The organism is Kitasatospora sp. NPDC091276 (genome assembly GCF_040684355.1).
In the GTDB taxonomy this organism is placed as follows: domain Bacteria; phylum Actinomycetota; class Actinomycetes; order Streptomycetales; family Streptomycetaceae; genus Kitasatospora.
In genome coordinates, this window is the sequence record NZ_JBFBFU010000035.1 from 58,140 (window position 1) to 75,948 (window position 17,809).

The window sequence follows — 17,809 nt, forward strand, 5'->3', positions numbered from 1 at the left end:
CGCTCCTACCGTGCGAGGCATGCCACCTACCTATGGCCAGACCAGCAGTCAGCACAACCGGAACCACGACCGGGCCCGCGGTCGAGCGCGCGGCCGAGTCCTCCTGACCGCCCTCGTGGTGGCCGCCGGCCTCGCGCTGGCGGCGCCCGCAGGGGCCGCGCCGCAGGACGGGGCCGCCACCAGCCAGGTGGCCGTCCACCCGGAGGCGGTCACGCCCGCGCAGCAGCAGGCCGTCCTGGACTACTGGACCCCGGAGCGGATGGCCGCCCTGACCCAGCCGTCCTCCGGCAACCCGCCCAAGAGCGGCCCCGACGGGGCTCCGTGGACCGGCTCCGCCACCCTGAGCAAGACGGTGGGCCGGCTCTTCTTCACCGACCACGGCGAGGACGGGAGCTGCACCGCGACCGTCGTCGACAGCGCCAACCGCAGCACCGTCGTCACGGCGGCGCACTGCGTCAACAACACCGACCTGCTCGGTGAGAACAACGAGTGGCTGACGAACTCGATGTTCGTCCCCGGCTACCACGACGGCACCGCCCCGTACGGCACGTTCGTCGCCCGCACCGGGGTCGTCCACGCCACCTGGCTCCTCAACGACCAGCAGGACGGCAAGTACTCCGCCTACGACCAGGCGTTCCTGGTCCTGAACGGCAACGCCGAGGGCAAGCGGGTCCAGGACGCCGTCGGCGCCGCGCAGCGCATCGGCTTCGACCGGCCGGGCAGCGCGAAGGTCCACCAGTTCGGCTACCCGCGTGCGGCGTCGGGCGATCCCGCGCGCCAGGGCCTGCCCGAGTACACCGGGGCCCGGCTCGCCTACTGCGCGGGGCAGACCCGCGAGCACCCCGGCTTCCCTGGCCACCCGGTGCCCCCGGGTGAGTGGGGCGCCCCCTGCGTGATGGGCGGCGGTTCCAGCGGCGGCCCCCGGATCGCCGACTTCGACCCGTCCTCGGGGATCGGCACCGTGGTGGGCGACAACACCCAGGGCCCGTCCTTCGACTCCTCGGGCCGGGTCTGCGACTTCGGCGACACCTCCTGCACCCGGTACCTGGTCGGGCCGCAGTTCACCTCCGCGATCACGAAGCCGCTGTACAAGGCGGCCGAAAGCGCCCGGATCGCCGGCTGACACCGCCTGGTGGGGGCGGTCGGTGGAACTTCCACCGACCGCCCCCACCAGGTCACCTTTGGGGTGCGGCGCCGTCCGCGCCCACCACCAGCCAGTGGGACGGAAGGTCGATCCGGCTGCCGTCGGGCGCGAACTCGGTGAGGAACAAGGGCAGTTCGCCGGAGGCGAGGACGGTGAGCCCGGCGGTGCGGAACAGCTCGCCGAAGGCCGAGTCGACGACCTCGGCGGGGGCGAGGCCGTGCTCGAAGACGGGGCGCAGCTTCGGGGGAGGGCCCTGCGGGCTCTGGGCGAGGCCGGCCAGGACGGCCTTCGCCGACGCGGACAGCTCGACGACGAACGCCCGGCCGCGATCCCCGACCAGGGTGGCGATGGCGTCGGCAACCGGCTGGCGGTCGGCCGGCTCGGACTGGTGGATCAGGCCGCGCACATACACGTTGGCATCGCCGAGCCGGGCGTGCAGCTCCCGGACGCCCGGCCCGTCGGTGGCATCGAGCTGGGCGAACTCGGCCCGCCCGTCCGGATGCTGGGTGCGGGCGAGCCCCACGGCGGCGGTGGACAGGTCGACCCCGAGGACGCGGCCGAAGCGCTCGGCGAGGAAGCGGGTCTGGGTGCCGTTGCCGCAGCCGACGTCGACGACGGGCAGCGCCGGGTCGGCGAGGTAGGGGTCGAGCAGCGCGAGGTGCACGCTCGCGGTGAGCGCCGGCTCCGCGTCCCAGATCACCGCGCCGGCCTCCGCCGGTGCGTCGCGCCAGAAGCCCTCCCAGGCGTTCAGGTACCGACTCGACACGGGCATGGCGGAGAACCTCCCAGCTGGTGGAGCACGGTGTCGGGATCGGCCCCGGACGGTGAGCGGCGCGTGGGAAGTCCCACGGAGGCCTTCGACCCCCGGCTTTCCCTGAACCCCCGAGCTGCGCGCAGCTCCGCCCGACCGGACGGCCGATGACGGTCAGTCACGCTAACGACCCCGGCGGGCGCGGCCGGCCGCGAGTCACCCGAATGCGGTAATTCCGAGGGAAGTTCGCCCGAACGGCCGCCCCGCCGTGCGAGCGCGTCGCGGTGACCCCGCAGGGGCGGTGCGGGGCTCAGCCGGTCGCGCTCGCGGCGGTGGCGGCGAGGTCGCGGACCGTGTCGGCGATGGCGTGGAAGTCCTTGCGCAGGATCTTGGAGTGGTTGCTCGCGACCTTCGTGCTGACCCGGATGTTCGGGTTGCGGGCGAGCACCGGGTCGAGGTTGGTGCGGATCTGTTCCATCAGCTTCGCCTCACCGCCCAGGTTGCCGCCCGAGGCGACCACGTACCGGACCGGTGCGGTCACCCGGTCGAAGACCGGGTCGAGGGCGGCGGGCGCGCAGAGCTCGTTGATTTCGAGGTTGATCTCGGCGTGCTGCTCGGCGCTCATCCGCGCGGCCATGCCGAGTCGGCGGGCGATCGGGAACAGCGGGCTCAGCCGGCGGAACAGCTTGCGGACCTGCTCCCGGGTGGCGTCGTCGAGCCACTCGTGCGGGAACGCGCCGTCCACGGACACCGCCCCGAGGACGCGGTCCGGGTGCCGGGCGGCCCAGTGCATCGCGAGCATCGCGCCGTAGGACCAGCCCACCAGGATCGGACGGTCCACGCCCCTCGCGGCGAGGACGGCGTCGACGTCGCGCAGGCACGCTTCGAACGAGTAGTCCGCCGAGCGCTTCGACTTGCCACGGGCGCGCTCGTCGAAGGTGATGTGCCGGTAGTCGTCGCCGAGGTCGGCGATGACGCGCCGCCAGTGCGACTGGTCGGCGTAGGAGCCGTTGAGGTAGACCACGGGACGGCCGGGCCCGCCGGTGTCGGTCACGGCCAGGGCGGTGTCGTCGACGGAGACCATGCCGGTCCAGGCGGGCTGCTCGATGGTCATGGTGTGCCTTCTTCCGGGTGCGGGTGCGGGTGCGGGGGTTGCGGGCTGCCGCGGGCCGCTCTGCTGCGGCTCGTTGTTTCTGATGATGGAAACGCTACGTTGCCTTCACGTATTGCGGCAACCAGTTCGTTGCTCGTAATCAGCATTAGTGCAGGTGAATACGCGATTATCGTTGCAGTGGCCTTGAATTTAACGCAACGTCAGTCACCGTGTTCGTTGCACTGGAATGGGAGTGAACGCTATGGTGAGGGCATTCGGGGAAGCGTGAAGGGAGAATCGCGGTGCCGGGAGGCAGGCTCACTCAGCAGGAACGCCAGCAGATCGCGCTGGGGATGGCCGACGGCCTCGCCTACGCGGAGATCGCCAGGCGCCTCGACCGCCCCACCTCGACGGTCACGCGCGAGGTGATGCGCAACGGCGGCCCCACCGCCTACCGTGCCGACCTGGCCCACCGGGCCGCCGAACGCCGCCGCGCCCAGCGGCGCAGGCCGGCCGCGCCCCGGGGGCCGGAGGCGCCCCCGCAGGCCCACGGGCGCGACGCCGAGGCCGTGCGCGAGTACCAGGAGACGTACACCACCGTCCTGATGGCCTCCGGCATGCCCAAGATGACGGCCCGGGTGCTGGCCTGCCTCACCCTCACCGACAGCGGCAGCCTCACCGCGTCCGAACTCGCCCGGCACCTCCAGGTCAGCCCGCCGTCGATCTCCAAGGCGATCGCGTTCCTCGACGGCCAGGGCCTCGTCCGCCGGGAGCGCGACGAGCGCCGCCGCGAGCGCTACGTCGTCGACGACGACGTCTGGTACCAGTCGATGATGGCCAGCGCCCGCGCCACCGCCCACCTCGTCGAGGTCGCGCGGCAGGGCGTCGGCGTCCTCGGCCCGCAGACCCCGGCCGCCACCCGCCTGGAGAACATCGCCCGTTTCGTCGACTTCGTCTCCGAGAGCATCGTCCGCGCGGCGGAGCAGGCCCGCGAGATCCTCCACGCGAAGCCCGAGGCGACCCCGTCCGGACCGGCCGCTCCGCGTCCGGACCGCGGATAGCCGGCGGTCACCGGGAGGCGGCGCGGTAGGCGCGGCGCCAGGGGCCCGGGTCCGCGCCGAGGGCCTGGACGATGTCGGAGAGCAGTTCGACGTCCAGGCGTTGGCGTCCGCTGCGGAAGCAGTCGTAGACGGTGATCCGCCCGGGTGTGCGTTCCCCGGCCGGGACGCCGCGGGCTGCCCGGACGGAGCTGATCCGCCGGACGATGGTCGAGTAGGAGGGGCTGCCGGCCTCCTGCCTGAGCAGGGTGAGGGACTCGGCGAGCGCGTCCAAGGAGTGCGAACGGGCCAGCGTCGCAGCGGAGTTGACCTCGGCGGCCCGGCAGGAGCACGGGGCCGCCGTGGTGCGCATAGGTGACCAGGTCAACGCTCTGTCCTCCCCCCGCCGGGCCTGCGTGAACAGCCTCTTCGCGCCGGGGGTTCCTGTCAACTGAGGTGAATCAAATGGCGAAATCCATACACTCCCGTTTGTTCGGGATCGTTCGGAAAGCTGACCAGGCCCTCAACTCCGCTGCCAGGATGGCCGCATTCCGCAGTGACACGACGTCAGAGAGGGAGGTGTCGGACCTCATGAAGTCCGCCCGAAAGATCGTCTCAGCCCTGGCACTCGCGATCGGCCTGAGCGTCTCGTTGCCCGTCGCCGCCGCGCAGGCCGACCCCGCCAATCCGCAGCCCTACGCCTACGGTTACCTCGCCGCGCTCGCCCGCCCGGCCAGCGGCGGCCCCAACGGCACCTACTACTGCATGGACGAGTACCGGCAGACCAACGGCGACGGCAGGCCGGTCGTCCTGCGCCCGTGCGACGGCTCCTGGAACCAGTTCTGGTTCGTCTCGGAGGACGGCCTCATCCACAGCACCAACGACGGCCGCTGTCTGTCGGGCCACGTCCCGAGCGGCCCGTCCGACAGCCCGGGCGCCACGGCGGTGGGGTGCAACGGGGGTGACCCGAAGCAGCGTTGGACGTTCGGCACCGACCGCGGCGTGTGCAACGCCGTCGGTGCCTGCCTGACCTACGTCGGCAACCAGGGCCCGCGGAACTCCTACGGACTCTGGACGCTGGGGCGGAACGCGAGCATGGGGCAGACCCAGGAGTTCGACTGGCACCACTCCGACAGCGACCGTCCGATCAACCCCAACATCTAGACATCTGGGCCCTGCCCGGGGACCGGCGTGGCCGGGGTCGAGGCGGTGATCGCCTCGGCCCCGGCCGAACGGGGGCGCCGGTCACCAGACGCGGCGGTCGGCGGGGGTGCCCAGACCGGTGCGGAGGTGGCGGACGAGGCTGCGCCGCAGCTCGCGGTCCTGGTCGGTCTCGACGGGGAGGTCGAGCTGGACGATGTCCACGCCGGCCGAGCGGAGCAGGCCGATGCGGGCGGCGACGGTGGCGGGGGAGCCGGCGTAGGCGGCGGTGAGCGAGCGGCGGATGTAGGCGGCGACCTGCTCGTCTCCCCGGGACGGGTCGGAGCGGCCGCGCTCGCGGTCGCGGTCGAGCTGGACGGCTTCCGTCCAGGGCCCGCCGCCGCCGGAGGTGAGGCGGAGGGCGTCGCGGCGCAGCCGGCGGACGCGGTCGCGGGCCGCCTCGTCGGTGTCGGCGAGGACGACGGTGACGTGCCGCCAGATTCGCAGGGTCCGGCCGTGCGCGGCGGCGGCGGTGCGGACCTGGGCTATCCGCCTACGGGTGTCCGGCAGCGGCAGCGGGCTGACGGCGTAGACCTCCGCGTAGCGGGCCGCCAGGTCGAGGCCCTGCGGTGACGAGCCGCCGAAGGAGAGCAGCTCGCCGCCGGGTCTGGGGTGCAGGCCGGGCCGGGCGGCGGACACGGTGTAGAACTCGCCCTTGTGGTCGATGTCCTGGTCGGCGGCGAGGTAGCGGGTGAACAGGTCGAGGTACTCGTCGGCCCTGCGGTAGCGCTCCTGCTTGTCCAGGAGGTCGCCGTCGCGGGCCGTGTCGTGGTCGCTGGAGCCGATGATGACGTGGGCCGCCGCCCGCCCGCCGGAGAGGCGGTCCAGGGTCGCGAGGGAGCGGGCGGCGACGGTCGGCGCGGTGGTGCCGACCCGGTGGGCGACCGCGATGCGCAGCCGTGTGGTGGCGGCCAGGGCCCAGGAGGCCACCAGCCACGGGTCGGGCCACGAACTGGACTGCACCACCAGGGCGCTGTCCAGCCCGTCCTCCTCGTTCTCCCGCGCGGTGCGGGCGACGTACGCGGGGTCGGCGGTGCGGTCGCGGCCGTCGGGGGCCCAGCGCAGGGCCTGGCGTTCCTGCGCGGTGTGGCCGGGAACGGGTGCGGCGCGGACCCCGCCGCGGATCTCGAGTGGCACGGCTCTCCTCCGGTCGTGAGCGTCGTGAGGGTGGCAGGGGATGGGGACGGGTGGGGCGCGACGGTCAGAGGGCGGCCGGCCCGAGCCGGGCCAGGGTGTCGAGCAGCTTGGCGCGGCTGACGAACACCTCGGGCGGCAGCGACACGTACAGCTGGATGGTGGTGACGCCGGGGCGGTGGTAGGCGAGGATGCGCTCCCGGCACTCCTCCGGCGAGCCGCTGATGAACAGCCCGTCGACGACCTCGTCGGGCAGCGCCTTCTGGGCGCCCTCCGGGTCGCCGGCCGCCCAGAGGCGGTGGGTCTCGGCGAGGAGTTCGCCGTGGCCCAGCCACTCGTGGAACTTGCGGTACGGCTCGCGGTTGAGGATCCAGGCGAGGAACGGCCGGCTGGCGCGGTGGGCGTAGTCGGTGTCCTCGGTGGGGCAGACGAAGACCTTGACGACCAGTTCCTTGCCGGGCGGCTGCGGGCCGACGGCGTCCAGGATCTTCGGCACGTCGTGCGGGAACAGCAGGTTGGTGATGGCGCCGTCGCCCTCGTTGAAGCCGAGCCGGAGCATGTTGGGCCGCAGCGCGCCCAGGATGACCTTGACCGGCTCGGTCGGCGGGTGCGGCAGCCGGTAGCCGGTGATGTCGAAGGTGTCGAACCCGCCGGTGACGTACTCGCCGCGCAGCGCCCGGGTGGTGAAGCGCAGGACGTCCCTGGTCCGCTTGAACGGCTCGTCGAACGGGATGCCGTTGATGTCGGTGACGTGGGCGGGCACCGAGGCGCCGATGCCCAGCAGCAGTCGGCCCGGCGCGAGTTGGGCGAGCGTCGCGGCGGTCTGGGCGAGCACGGCCGGGCCGCGGGTGTGCACCGGGACGATGCCGGTGCCGATCCGCAGGGAGGGGGACCAGGCCGCCGTGGCGGCCAGCGGGGTGAAGGCGTCGGTGCCGCCGCCCTCGGCGCTCCACACGTCGGTGTAGCCGAGGTCGGGCAGCCGCTCGACCAGGAAGCGGTGCCGGTCGATGGTCAGGCCGGGCAGCGGGAGGGTGATGCCCCACTTGGGCGGTGCGGCGGGCACGGGGCCGTGCGCGGAGCCGGGCGGGACGGTCCCGCTGTGGTGGTGCGGTCGGTGCGGGTCGGTCATCGGGATGGCCGTCCTTCCTGTGGTGCGCGGTGCTCTTCGGAGCCGGGGGAGAGGCGGTGTCCGCGGGTCAGCGGACCCATACGGTGGTCAGGTCGAGGAACCAGGACTGCGGCTGCACGAGCCCCTGGACCTTCGGCGAAAGGGCCCGCGGATTGCGGTCGTTGACCACGAACAGCCAGGGCGCGTCCTGGGTGACCAGGGCGAGCGCCTTGCGGTACCCGGCCTGCCGGGCGGTCTGGTCGGCATTGGCGGCCGAGGAGGCGAGCAGCTCGTCGACCTGCGGGTTGGTGTAGTGGCCGGTCCAGAACGGGCTCTTGGAGCCGATGAACAGCGGGAGCAGCGCCTCGGACTGGAACAGTGTGGTGGACTGGGCGACGGCGTCCGAGCCGAGCGCCACCTGGCCCTTGGCCTCGGCGCCGATCAGCGTGGTCCAGTCGGTGGTGCGCAGCTCGACCTTGATGCCGACGGCTGCGAGATCCCGCTGGAGGGCCTCGGCGATCGGCACCGGCAGCAGGTTGCCGCTGCCGCCGGTGGGCACGGTGACGGAGGTGCTGAAGCCGTTCGGGACGCCGGCCTCGGCGAGCAACTGCCGGGCCTTGGCGGGGTCGTAGGAGTAGACGTCGCCGGCGGGGTCGTAGGCGGCGGTGGCGCGCGGTGCGGTCTGGTAGGCGGGGTCGGCGGTGCCGTGCAGCAGCTTCTCGGCGATGGCCTTGCGGTCGATCGCGAAGTTGGCGGCCCTGCGGACCAGCGGGTTGTCCCAGGGTGCCTTCGAGGTGTCCAGGATCCAGTACCAGAGGTGGTCGTAGCTGTTCGTGGCGATCTGGACGCCGTCGGCCTTGAGGCTGTCGATGTCGTCCGGGTTCGGGTACTCGATCCAGTTCACGCCGCCGGAGCGCAGGGCGGCGGTGCGGGCCGCGGCGTCCGGCAGCGCCTTGATCACGAGCCGGTCGAGCTTGGGGGCGCCGCGCCAGTAGCTCTTGTTGGCGGCCAGCTCGATCTGCTGGCCCTCGGTCTGCGAGACGAACGAGAAGGGGCCGGTGCCGACCGGGTGCTGGGCGAAGTCGGCCGAGCCGGACTTGCGGACGGCGGTGGGGCTCGCGATCAGGACGTGCGCGAGGTCCTCGGGGAAGTGGCCGTTGGGGTCCTTGGTGACCAGCTCGACGTGGTCGGCGTCGGTCTTGCGGTACGAGGCGATGTCGCCCGCGTACTCGGCGGCGGCGGCGCCGAGGGCGTCGGTGTACTCGGGGCTCTTCTTGTCGAGGTAGCGGGCCAGGTTGAAGACCACGGCGTCGGCGTCGAACGGGGTGCCGTCCTGGAAGGTGACGCCCTTGCGGAGGGTGAAGGTCCACGTCCTGGCGTCGGCGGCGACCTGCCAGTCGGTGGCCAGGGCGCCGGTGACGGCCGGCGGCTTGTCGGTGTCCTTGAGCAGTTCGTACCGGGTGAGGCCCTCGTAGAGCTGGAAGGAGACCAGCCGCTTGCCCTCGAAGCCGGCGCCGCCGATCACGGTGTCGGGGTTGGGGAGTTTGCCGGTGGCGCCGATGACCAGGGTGCCGCCGCGGCCGTCACCGCCGCCCGCCCCCGCGGAGCCGCCGCCGTCGGAGCCGGCGCAGCCGGCCGCCGCCGCGAGCAGAACGGCGGCGGCCGGCAGGGCGACGGCTCTGGAGCGGATACGGCTGGTGCGCGTCATGGGGATTCCTCGTCGGTTCGGTGGTGCGGGGGTACGGAGGTTCAGCGGTGTGTCGGCACGGGCTTCGGCGGCGGCTCACGCGACGCCGGTGGCGGCCTCCAGCAGCGCCCGGGTGTACGGGTGCGCGGGGGAGTCCCAGAGCAGGCCGGCGGGGCCCTCCTCGACCACCCGGCCGTGCCGCAGCACCAGGACCCGGTGGGCGAGGTGCCGGACGACGGCGAGGTCGTGGGAGATGAACAGGTAGGCCAGGCCGGTGCGTTCCTGGAGGTCGGTCAGCAGGTCGAGCAGGCGGGCCTGCACGCTGCGGTCGAGGGCGGAGGTCGGTTCGTCGCAGACGACCAGGTCCGGCCCGGTGGCCAGGGCCCGGGCGACGGCCACCCGTTGGAGCTGCCCGCCGGACAGCTCCCGGGGGTAGCGGTCGGCGAGCGCGGGCTCCAGGCCGACCTGGGTGAAGAGCCGGGCGACGGCCGCGGCGCGTTCGGCGCGCGGCGTGCCGTGCAGGCGCAGCGCGAAGGCGACCGCCTCCCCGGCGCGCAGGCTGGGGTTGAGCGATCCGCGCGGGTCCTGCGGGACGAACTGGAGCCGGCCCCGCAGCGCCCGGTCGGCGCGGCCGCGCAGCCGGTACGGATCGCGGCCGGCGAAGCGGACGCTGCCGGCGTCGGGGGCCAGCACCCCGAGGGCGAGCCGGGCCAGGGTGGACTTCCCCGAGCCGGATTCGCCGACCAGGCCGACGGTCTCGCCCGGCGCGACGGTGAGGCTGACGGCGTCCAGGGCGGTCCGGTCGCCGTAGCGCTTGGTGACGGCGTCGACGACCAGGACCGGGCCCGGCGGGGCGTGGACGGCGTCCGGCCGGGCGTGGTCGACGGTGTTCATCGGCGGGCTCCCGGTTCGGCGGCCACCAGGGCGGCGGTGAAGGCGTGTTCCGGGTCGCCCAGCACCCGTTCGGCGGGCCCGAGCTCGACGATCCGGCCGGCCCGCATGACCGCCACGGTGCCGCCGATCCGGCGGGCCGCCGCGAGGTCGTGGGTGACCAGCAGCAGGGCGATGCCGCAGTCGGCGCGCAGGGTGGTGAACAGGTCGAGGATCCGCCCGCGGATCAGCGCGTCGAGCGCGGTGGTCGGCTCGTCGGCGATCAGCAGTTCCGGGCCGCAGCAGATCGCGACGGCGATGGCGGCGCGCTGGCGCAGGCCGCCGGAGAGCTCGTGCGGGTAGGCCCGGGCGACGCGTTCCGGGTCCGGGATGCCGGCGGTGGCGAGCAGCTTCGGGACGGCCGCGCGGGCGGCCCGGCGGTCGGCGGCGATCCCGTGCCGCCGCAGCACCTCGGCGAGCTGCGGGCCGATCCGGCGCAGCGGGTCGAGCGAGGCGGTCGGGTCCTGCGGCACGTAGCCGATGCGCCGGCCGCGGACGTCGGCCAGTTCGCGTTCGCCGAGCGCCCGCAGGTCGGTCCCGGCGAGCCGGACGCCTCCGGTGACGGCGGCGCCGTGCCCCGGCAGCCCGAGCACGGTGCGGGCGACGGTGGTCTTGCCGCTGCCGGATTCGCCGAGCAGCACCAGGGAGCGGCCGGCGGGCAGGGCGAGGGAGACGTCGTCGACGGCCCGGACCCCGCCGGGGTACTCGACGGTCAGGCCGTCGATCTCCAGCAGCGCGTTCATGCGCCCACCCGCTTCGCGGCCCGCGGCCGGGCCGAGCCGTCGGCCGAGCTGTCGGTGGAGCGGTCGGCGGACCGGCTCGCGGCGGCGGGGGCGGCGTGCGCCAGCAGGGCGGCGGTGTCGCCGACGCGGGTGCGCAGCGTCTCGCCGAGGGTGTTGAAGACGACCGAGATGGCGAGGATGACCAGGGCCGGCAGGACCGCCACCCAGGGGTGGGTGAGCAGCGAGGGCCGCAGCTCCTCCAGCATCGCGCCCCACTCGGCGGTCGGCGGGGCGACCCCGAGCCCGAGGAAGGACAGCCCGGCGGCGTACATGATGGCCAGCCCGACCAGCGAGGACGCGTACACCAGGACCACCGGCGCCACCACCGGGGCGACCTGGCGCAGGACCAGCGACCCCCAGCCGGCGCCGCTGACCCGGGCGGCCACCAGGTACTCGGCGGCCCGGACGCGCCGGGTCTCGGTGAACGCGACCCGCGCCACCGCGGGGGTGAGCACCACCGACAGCGCGAGCACGGTCGCGCCCAGGCCGGGTGTGAGCAGCGAGGCGATGGCGATCGCCAGCAGCACCGCGGGGAAGGCGTAGAGCACGTCCAGCAGGCGCAGCAGGGCCTGTTCGGTGACCCGGCCGCCGAGCCCGGCCACGACGCCGAGCAGGGTGCCGACGACGGCGGCGACCGCGACGGGGACGAGCCCGCCGGTGAGCGAGGCGCGCCCGGCCCAGATCAGCCGGCTGAGCAGGTCGCGGCCCTGGCCGTCGGTGCCGAGCGGGTGGCCGGGGCTGCCCGGGTCGAGCAGCCGGTCCGCCAGCCGCCCGGCGGCCGGGTCGTACGGGGCGACCAGCGGCGCGGCGAGCGCGAGCAGGACCAGCAGCGCGGCCAGGGCGGCGGGGACGGTCAGGCCGAGGTTCGCTCGGGCGAGGACACGTGACGTCACATCAGTTCCTTACTCGCGGGTCGATCGCCGCGTGCGCCGCGTCCACGAGGATGTTGACGCCGACGAACGCGACCGCCACCACCAGCACCCCGCCCTGCACCAGGGGCAGGTCGCGGGAGGTGAGCGCGTCGTACAGCAGCCGGCCGACGCCGGGCCAGGCGAACAGGGTCTCCACGAAGATCACCCCTTCCAGGAGGTAGGCGAGTTGCAGGCCGCCGATGGTCAGCAGTGCCGGCGAGGCGTTGTGCACGCAGTGCCGCAGCACGGTGGCCGGGCGCAGGCCGCGGGCGCGCAGCGAGTCGGCCAGCTCGCCGGCCAGCACGCCCCCCAGCGCGGCCCGGAACACCCGGGCGGTGAGCCCGAGCGGGACGAGCGCGGCGGCCACGGCCGGCAGGACCAGGTGGCGGGCCAGGTCGGGCAGGCCGCCGGAGCCGAACACGTCGTGCGTGCCCCCGGCCGGCAGCCAGCGCAGGCCCACGGCGAAGACGGCGATCAGCAGCAGGGCCACCGAGTACTGCGGGGCGGAGACCGCGAGGGCGGACAGCGCGCCGGAGATCCGCCCGCCGGGGCCGCGCGGGCGCAGCGCGCCGACGGCGCCGAGCGCCACCCCGCCGACCAGCACCAGCAGGAAGGCGGCCGCGGTCAGGGTCAGCGTCTGGCCGAGCGCCGGGAGCAGCAGGTCGGCGACCGGGCGCTGACCGGAGACGGAGGTGCCGAGGTCGCCGGTCAGCGCGTGCCAGAGCCAGGAGGCGTAGCGGACGGGCAACGGCTGGTCCAGGCCGAGCCGTTCGGAGAGCTCGCGGCGGGCCTCGGGCGGTGCGCCCGGCCCGAGGAAGAGGGCCACCGGATCGCCGGGGACGAGCGTGACGGTCGTGAAGACGACGGCGGTGACGCCGAGCAGGGTCGGTACGGCCAGCAGGAGGCGGCGCAGCAGGAAGCGGGTCACCCGGCCCTCCGTGGCGTGGCGCCGGACTGGCCGGCGGCGGGCCGGTTGGGCGGGGCGGGCATGGGGCTGGTGGTCCTTCCGGGAGGGGCGGTTCGGGAGCGGGTCGGGACGGTCACCAGCGGTAACCGGCAGTCACCGGCGGCGTCCGGTGGGCTGGAGCGCCGGACCGGGGCCGTGGGACGGGCCGTTCGCCGGGGGCGGATGCCGCGTCCGGGCGGGATCGGGTGCCGGAGCACGGGTCGGGCGGTCCGTGGGACGTGGGACGTCGGTGCCGCTCCGGCAGCTGCGGCCGCTTGAAGGAGCGTTGCGGACCGGTGGCCCGGACAGCCAGTCAGCACTTGATGCTGTTACTCCTGGTCACAGCATCCGGAGTGTCAGGACCGCCACTGCCCAGGGCGCTGAGCCCCGGTTCCGTCCTTGACCTGCACAAGGAACCGGACCTAGGGTTCCCCGCATGGCTATTCGGCGGACCGACATCACCCTGGTCGGGATCGGCGGCTCGTGGCACCGACGGTGTTTCGACGAGCTCTGTCGCCCGCGCGCTGCGCGCTGACCGCCCCGTTCCCAGTCGCTGCGGTCGGCGCCCCTCCCCAGTCCCGGATTCCGCAGCCGACGCCCGTGCGCGTCCTCGACGGATCCTCGCCGCAGCACCCGTGCCCACCGGGCCGGCCCGCCACCAGCAAGGGGACCGTATCGCCATGCCGTACCTCAGACGCCCTGCCTCCGCCCCCGGGGGTGCGCGATGGCCGCAGTGAGCAAGCTCGCCGTTCCGGCCGGCCCGCGCGGCCGCCGGCTCCCCGCCCGACGCGGCGCCTGCGGCGGCGCCACCCTGGTGGACGCCCCCGCCGCGGGCGCGCCGCCGGTGCACGGCGCACCACCGGCGCAGGCCGAGATCGACAACCCGCTCGACCTGATCGCCGGTCACCAGCTGCTGGCGGAGACGGTGACGCCGCCACCCCCGGTGGGGCCGACCGCCACCGGTTGCGGGTGCGGCCATCCGATGTGCGTGGAGGAGGACCGCGACCGCACGGCCGATGCCCGGGTGTTCCTGGTCGAGCGGCACTCGGTGGCCAGCGCCGGGCTGCGCAGCGTGCTGACGACCGTGCCCGGACTGGCCGTGGTCGGGTCCACCGGCGACCCGCTGCGCGCGGTGGCCGCCGTGCGCCGGGTCGCCCCCGACGTCATCCTGCTCGGCCGCGGCGCGAGCCTGGAGGCCGACCTCGCCGTCGTGGTGGCGCTGCGCGGCCCGGACGCGGCGCCCGACGCCCGGGTGCTGCTGCTGCGCCGGGCCGAGTCGACCGCGGAGGCCAGCCGGATGCTGCTGGCCGGGGCCAGCGGCTGCTTCCCGCTCGACCTGGCCGAGGACCGGATCATCAGCGCCGTCCAACTCGCCGCGGCGGGCGGGTCGGTGTTCCTGCCCGCGCCGCCGCCGGCCCGGACCCACACGGCGGTGCCCCCGCAGCACCTCGGCGAACTGCCGCCGCAGCACGCCGGACTGACGGAGCGTGAGCGGGAGGTGCTGGTCCAGCTCGGGCTCGGGCTGAGCAACGCCGAGATCGGGCGTGAACTCGCCCTGGCCGAGGCCACCGTGAAGAAGCACCTCACCCAGGCCATGCGCAAGATCGGGCAGCCCGACCGGCTGCGCGCCGCGCTCTACGCCCACCGGCACGGCCTCGCCGGGTAGTTCGTCTCAGTACAGCTTCGTCGCCACCCTCCGGAGGGCGGGCCCCGCAGCACGCGGGGCCCGCCCTCCGTCGTGTTCCGGCCGCCTCCCGCAGGTGACCTTCGGAGCATGCGCGAGGCGACGATCGGCGCCCTGAGCGGCGCCGTTCGGGGCTACCGGGGCGCCTGGCCCGCTCCGTAGCGTGGCGGGAAACGACCACCACACGAGACGGTCCGAAGGATCGTCCAGCCGAAGGGAGATGGCCCGATGGGGGGTGTGTCCGACAGGACCGGGGGCCCGACCGGTTCCGCCGGTGCGGCGGGTGCCGACGCCGGCCCGCGCACGGCGGTGCTGGCCGCCGCGAGCCACCGGAGCCCCGGCGCGGAGCAGCCGCGGTCCCCGTACCGCGCGATGTCGGACGCCGAGCGGTCCGCGCTCTGGCGCCAGCGGCTGCACGAGGCCGAGGCGGGCCTGACGCGGTACCTGGTGTCGCGCGGGAACGGGCTGCACCTGACCGACTGGTTCGTGCTGCAGTCCGAGCTCTTCGCCGACCTCCCCGCGCCGGACGCCCCGGCCCCGGAGTGGCAGCGGGTGTTCTTCCGCGACCAGGCGCTGATGGAACGTTTCCTCGTGCGCCGCTACGGCGAGGAGGGGCTGGGGGACTGGGCCCGGTCCAATGCCGAGGTGCACCGCGAGGTCGAACCCGACCACGGCCGGGGCGCCGCCGACCCGATCCACCGGATCGCCCGGCAGGCCGAACTGTACGGCTCGGAGTACGAGTTCGACGACGAGGAGCCGCCCGGCGCCGAGCACGCGGCGCTCACCATCACGCACTGCGCGATCTGGGACTACCGCGAGAAGGCCCGCCGCTCGGGCGTCCAGCTGACCCTCGCCTCGCCCTGCACCTACTGCACCGAGGCGCTGTCCGCCAACATCCGCGCCAAGGGCTACCGGCCCGCGCACCGCCTGACCAACGGCCCGACCGGCCACGGCTGCCGCTGGGAGTCGAGCGCCGCGGCCGGGCCCGCCGCCAACGACGAACCGGGGGAGTCCTGAGATGTGCGGTGTCACCGGCTGGATCGACTGGGACACCGACCTGCGCCACCAGGCGCGGACGGTCCGGGAGATGACCGCCACCCTGGCCTGCCGCGGCCCGGACGCGGACGGCGTCTGGCTCTCCCGGCACGCCGCGTTCGGCCACCGCCGGCTGTCCGTGATCGACCTGGACGGCGGGGTCCAGCCGCTCGCCGACCGCCCGGGGCCCGACGCCGGCGCCGTGCTCTGCTACAACGGGGAGCTCTACAACCACCGCGAGCTGCGCGCGCAACTGGAGGCCCTCGGGCACGTCTTCCGGACCCGCTCGGACACCGAGGTGGTCCTGCGGGCCCACCTCCAGTGGGGCAAGGACGCGCCGACCAGGTTCAACGGCATCTTCGCCTACGCCCTGTGGGACGCCGCGCGCGAGGAACTGCTGCTGGTCCGCGACCACCTCGGCATCAAGCCGCTGTACTGGCACGCCCACGCCACCGGGGTGCTGTTCGGCTCCGAGCCCAAGGCGGTGCTCGCGAACCCGCTGTTCCGCGCCGAACTGGACGCCGAGGGCATCGCCGAACTGTTCGCGCTGCCCGCCGCGCCGAGCGCCGGCCACGGGCTGTTCCGCGGGCTGCACGAAGTCCGGCCCGGCCACCTGGTGGTCGTCGGCCGCGGCGCCACCCGCGAACTCCGCTACTGGCGGCTGGAGTCGGCCGAGCACCGGGACGACGCCGCGACCACCCGCGGCACCGTCCGGGACCTGCTCGCCGACGCCGTCGAACGGCAGCTGATCAGCGACGTGCCGCTGTGCACCCTGCTCTCCGGCGGCGTCGACTCCAGCGCCGTCACCGCGCTGGCCGCGGCCGCCCGCGAACGGGCCGGCCACGGGAAGATCGCCAGCTTCTCGGTGGACTTCCCCGGCAGCACCGACCGCACCCCGGACGCCTGGCGGACCACCCTCGACGCCCCGTACGTCCAGGCCGCCGCCGAGCACATCGGCACCCTGCACACCACCGTCCTGGTGCCCGACGACGACCTGCTGGACGCCCGCGACGCCGTCCTGCGCGCCCGGGACCGGCCCGGCTGGGGCGAGATGGACGCCTCGCTGCACCTGCTCTTCCGCGAGGTGCGGCGGCGCTCCACGGTCGCGCTCTCCGGCGAGGCCGCGGACGAGATCTTCGGCGGCTACCCGTACTTCCACGACGCGCAGGCCGTCGCCGCGCCCACCTTCCCGTGGCTGCACGGCAAGGCCACGCCGGCGGACCTGCTGCGCCCGGACGTCCGGGCCGAGGTGCGCCCCGAGGAGTACACCGCCGCCGCCTACCACCGCTCGCTCGGCGAGGTGTCGCGCCTGCCCGGCGAGTCGGCCGCCGACGCGCGGATCCGCGAGGTCTTCCACCTCGCGCTCACCCGCTGGCTCCCCCCGCTGCTGGACCGGGTGGACCGGGTGTCGATGTCGGTCGGCCTGGAGGTGCGGGTGCCGTTCTGCGACCACCGCCTGGTGGAGTACCTCTGGAACGTCCCGTGGGCGCTCAAGGCGCCGGACGGGCGGGCCAAGGGCCTGTTCCGCGACGCCGTCCGGGACCTCCTCCCGCCGCAGGTCACCGACCGGCCCAAGAGCGGCTACCCCTCCACCCCGGCCGTCCGCTACACCGAGGTGCTCACCGCCCGGGCGCACGAGCTGCTGGCCGACCCGAACGCGCCGGTCTTCGAGCTGGTGGACCGCGAGCCGGTCCGCCGGCTGCTCGCCGAGGGCCGCCCGCTGCCCAGCCCGCGCACCGCGCCGAACCCGGTCGGCGGCCTCGACCACCTGGTCCAGGTCGACGAGTGGCTGCGCGCCTACCGGGTGGGGCTGCGATGAGCGGCCCCGCGGCGGCCGTGACCACGGCGAAGGCCACCGAGGAGGCCTTCCGGGCCGCCTCCCGCGGCTGGACCACCGGGGTCGCGGTGGTCACCACCCGCGTGGACGAGGAGGTCTTCGCCAAGACGGTCTCCTCCTTCAGCACCCTCTCCCTCGACCCGCTGCTGGTCACCGTCGCGGTCAGCCGCCACAGCCCGCTCGTGGCCGCGGCCCGCGCCGCCGGACGGTTCGGCCTCTCGGTCCTGACGGACGGCCAGTCGGCGGTGGCCCGGCGCTTCGCCACACCCGGGGCCGGGCGCGCGCTCGGCGGCTTCACCGCGGTGCCGATGCGGACGGCGGTCACCGGTGCCCCGCTCGTCGACGACGCCCTGGCCTGGTTCGACTGCCGGCTGCACGGCACCCTGCCCGGCGGCGACCACACCATCCTGGTCGGCCGGGTCGCCGCCGCGGACCGCGGCGACGGCGACCCGCTGCTCTACCACGACGGCCGGTACCGCGTGATCGACCCGAAACCCTTGAACCCTTGAACCCTTGACATCAAACGGAGT

General features: G+C 74.6%; 17 protein-coding genes. 7 read left to right on the forward strand and 10 right to left on the reverse strand.

Annotated elements, in window-relative coordinates:
• Window positions 1-19 precede the first annotated feature (19 nt).
• Complete coding sequence (locus AB0O19_RS32445; protein WP_363624717.1) at window positions 20-1,123, forward strand: hypothetical protein; 1,104 nt, start codon at window positions 20-22, stop codon at window positions 1,121-1,123.
• 52 nt (window positions 1,124-1,175) lie between these two features.
• On the opposite strand, the gene AB0O19_RS32450 is transcribed toward AB0O19_RS32445, so the two are convergent.
• Entirely contained in the window at window positions 1,176-1,916 is a 741-nt protein-coding gene (locus tag AB0O19_RS32450; RefSeq protein WP_363624719.1) for a class I SAM-dependent methyltransferase, read from the reverse strand.
• 289 nt (window positions 1,917-2,205) lie between these two features.
• Window positions 2,206-3,009: an alpha/beta hydrolase gene (locus AB0O19_RS32455; protein WP_363624721.1), complete on the reverse strand. Its 804-nt coding sequence runs from the start codon at window positions 3,007-3,009 to the stop codon at window positions 2,206-2,208.
• Window positions 3,010-3,290: 281 nt separating this feature from the next.
• Between AB0O19_RS32455 and AB0O19_RS32460 the strand changes: the two genes are divergently transcribed.
• Window positions 3,291-4,049 carry a helix-turn-helix domain-containing protein gene (locus AB0O19_RS32460; protein ID WP_363624723.1) on the forward strand — a complete coding sequence of 253 codons (759 nt, stop codon included), beginning with the start codon at window positions 3,291-3,293 and terminating at the stop codon, window positions 4,047-4,049.
• Between the two features lie 7 nt (window positions 4,050-4,056).
• On the opposite strand, the gene AB0O19_RS32465 is transcribed toward AB0O19_RS32460, so the two are convergent.
• Window positions 4,057-4,413: a hypothetical protein gene (locus tag AB0O19_RS32465; protein ID WP_363581876.1), complete on the reverse strand. Its 357-nt coding sequence runs from the start codon at window positions 4,411-4,413 to the stop codon at window positions 4,057-4,059.
• 203 nt (window positions 4,414-4,616) lie between these two features.
• Between AB0O19_RS32465 and AB0O19_RS32470 the strand changes: the two genes are divergently transcribed.
• Window positions 4,617-5,189: an RICIN domain-containing protein gene (locus tag AB0O19_RS32470; RefSeq protein ID WP_363581878.1), complete on the forward strand. Its 573-nt coding sequence runs from the start codon at window positions 4,617-4,619 to the stop codon at window positions 5,187-5,189.
• Window positions 5,190-5,270: 81 nt separating this feature from the next.
• On the opposite strand, the gene AB0O19_RS32475 is transcribed toward AB0O19_RS32470, so the two are convergent.
• The 7 genes from AB0O19_RS32475 to AB0O19_RS32505 all read right to left on the reverse strand — a co-directional run bounded on the left by AB0O19_RS32475 (window position 5,271) and on the right by AB0O19_RS32505 (window position 12,705).
• Window positions 5,271-6,362: an LLM class flavin-dependent oxidoreductase gene (locus AB0O19_RS32475; protein WP_363624725.1), complete on the reverse strand. Its 1,092-nt coding sequence runs from the start codon at window positions 6,360-6,362 to the stop codon at window positions 5,271-5,273.
• A gap of 64 nt (window positions 6,363-6,426) precedes the next feature.
• A complete protein-coding gene (locus AB0O19_RS32480) occupies window positions 6,427-7,488 on the reverse strand; it encodes an LLM class F420-dependent oxidoreductase (protein ID WP_363624727.1) in 1,062 nt (353 codons plus the stop codon).
• A 67-nt stretch (window positions 7,489-7,555) separates the two neighbouring features.
• Window positions 7,556-9,175, reverse strand: coding sequence for an ABC transporter substrate-binding protein (locus tag AB0O19_RS32485; RefSeq protein WP_363624729.1), 1,620 nt, complete (start codon window positions 9,173-9,175; stop codon window positions 7,556-7,558).
• 75 nt (window positions 9,176-9,250) lie between these two features.
• A complete protein-coding gene (locus AB0O19_RS32490) occupies window positions 9,251-10,048 on the reverse strand; it encodes an ABC transporter ATP-binding protein (RefSeq protein WP_363581886.1) in 798 nt (265 codons plus the stop codon).
• Complete coding sequence (locus AB0O19_RS32495) at window positions 10,045-10,827, reverse strand: ABC transporter ATP-binding protein (protein WP_363624731.1); 783 nt, start codon at window positions 10,825-10,827, stop codon at window positions 10,045-10,047. The genes AB0O19_RS32490 and AB0O19_RS32495 overlap by 4 nt, the downstream gene beginning before the upstream one ends.
• Window positions 10,824-11,759 carry an ABC transporter permease gene (locus AB0O19_RS32500; RefSeq protein ID WP_363624733.1) on the reverse strand — a complete coding sequence of 312 codons (936 nt, stop codon included), beginning with the start codon at window positions 11,757-11,759 and terminating at the stop codon, window positions 10,824-10,826. The genes AB0O19_RS32495 and AB0O19_RS32500 overlap by 4 nt, the downstream gene beginning before the upstream one ends.
• A 1-nt stretch (window position 11,760) precedes the next feature.
• On the reverse strand, window positions 11,761-12,705 hold the full coding sequence (locus AB0O19_RS32505; protein ID WP_363624735.1) for an ABC transporter permease: 945 nt from the start codon (window positions 12,703-12,705) through the stop codon (window positions 11,761-11,763).
• Between the two features lie 742 nt (window positions 12,706-13,447).
• On the opposite strand from AB0O19_RS32505, the gene AB0O19_RS32510 reads away from it, so the two are divergent.
• The 4 genes from AB0O19_RS32510 to AB0O19_RS32525 all read left to right on the forward strand — a co-directional run bounded on the left by AB0O19_RS32510 (window position 13,448) and on the right by AB0O19_RS32525 (window position 17,788).
• Window positions 13,448-14,389 (forward strand): response regulator transcription factor, encoded by a 942-nt coding sequence (locus tag AB0O19_RS32510; protein WP_363624737.1) that lies wholly within the window; start codon window positions 13,448-13,450, stop codon window positions 14,387-14,389.
• 255 nt (window positions 14,390-14,644) lie between these two features.
• Window positions 14,645-15,424: a hypothetical protein gene (locus AB0O19_RS32515; protein ID WP_363589405.1), complete on the forward strand. Its 780-nt coding sequence runs from the start codon at window positions 14,645-14,647 to the stop codon at window positions 15,422-15,424.
• 1 nt (window position 15,425) lies between these two features.
• Window positions 15,426-17,261 (forward strand): asparagine synthase (glutamine-hydrolyzing), encoded by a 1,836-nt coding sequence (gene asnB / locus AB0O19_RS32520; RefSeq protein ID WP_363624739.1) that lies wholly within the window; start codon window positions 15,426-15,428, stop codon window positions 17,259-17,261.
• Entirely contained in the window at window positions 17,258-17,788 is a 531-nt protein-coding gene (locus AB0O19_RS32525) for a flavin reductase family protein (RefSeq protein ID WP_363624741.1), read from the forward strand. Before asnB ends, AB0O19_RS32525 begins: the two co-directional genes overlap by 4 nt.
• Window positions 17,789-17,809: the final 21 nt, after the last annotated feature.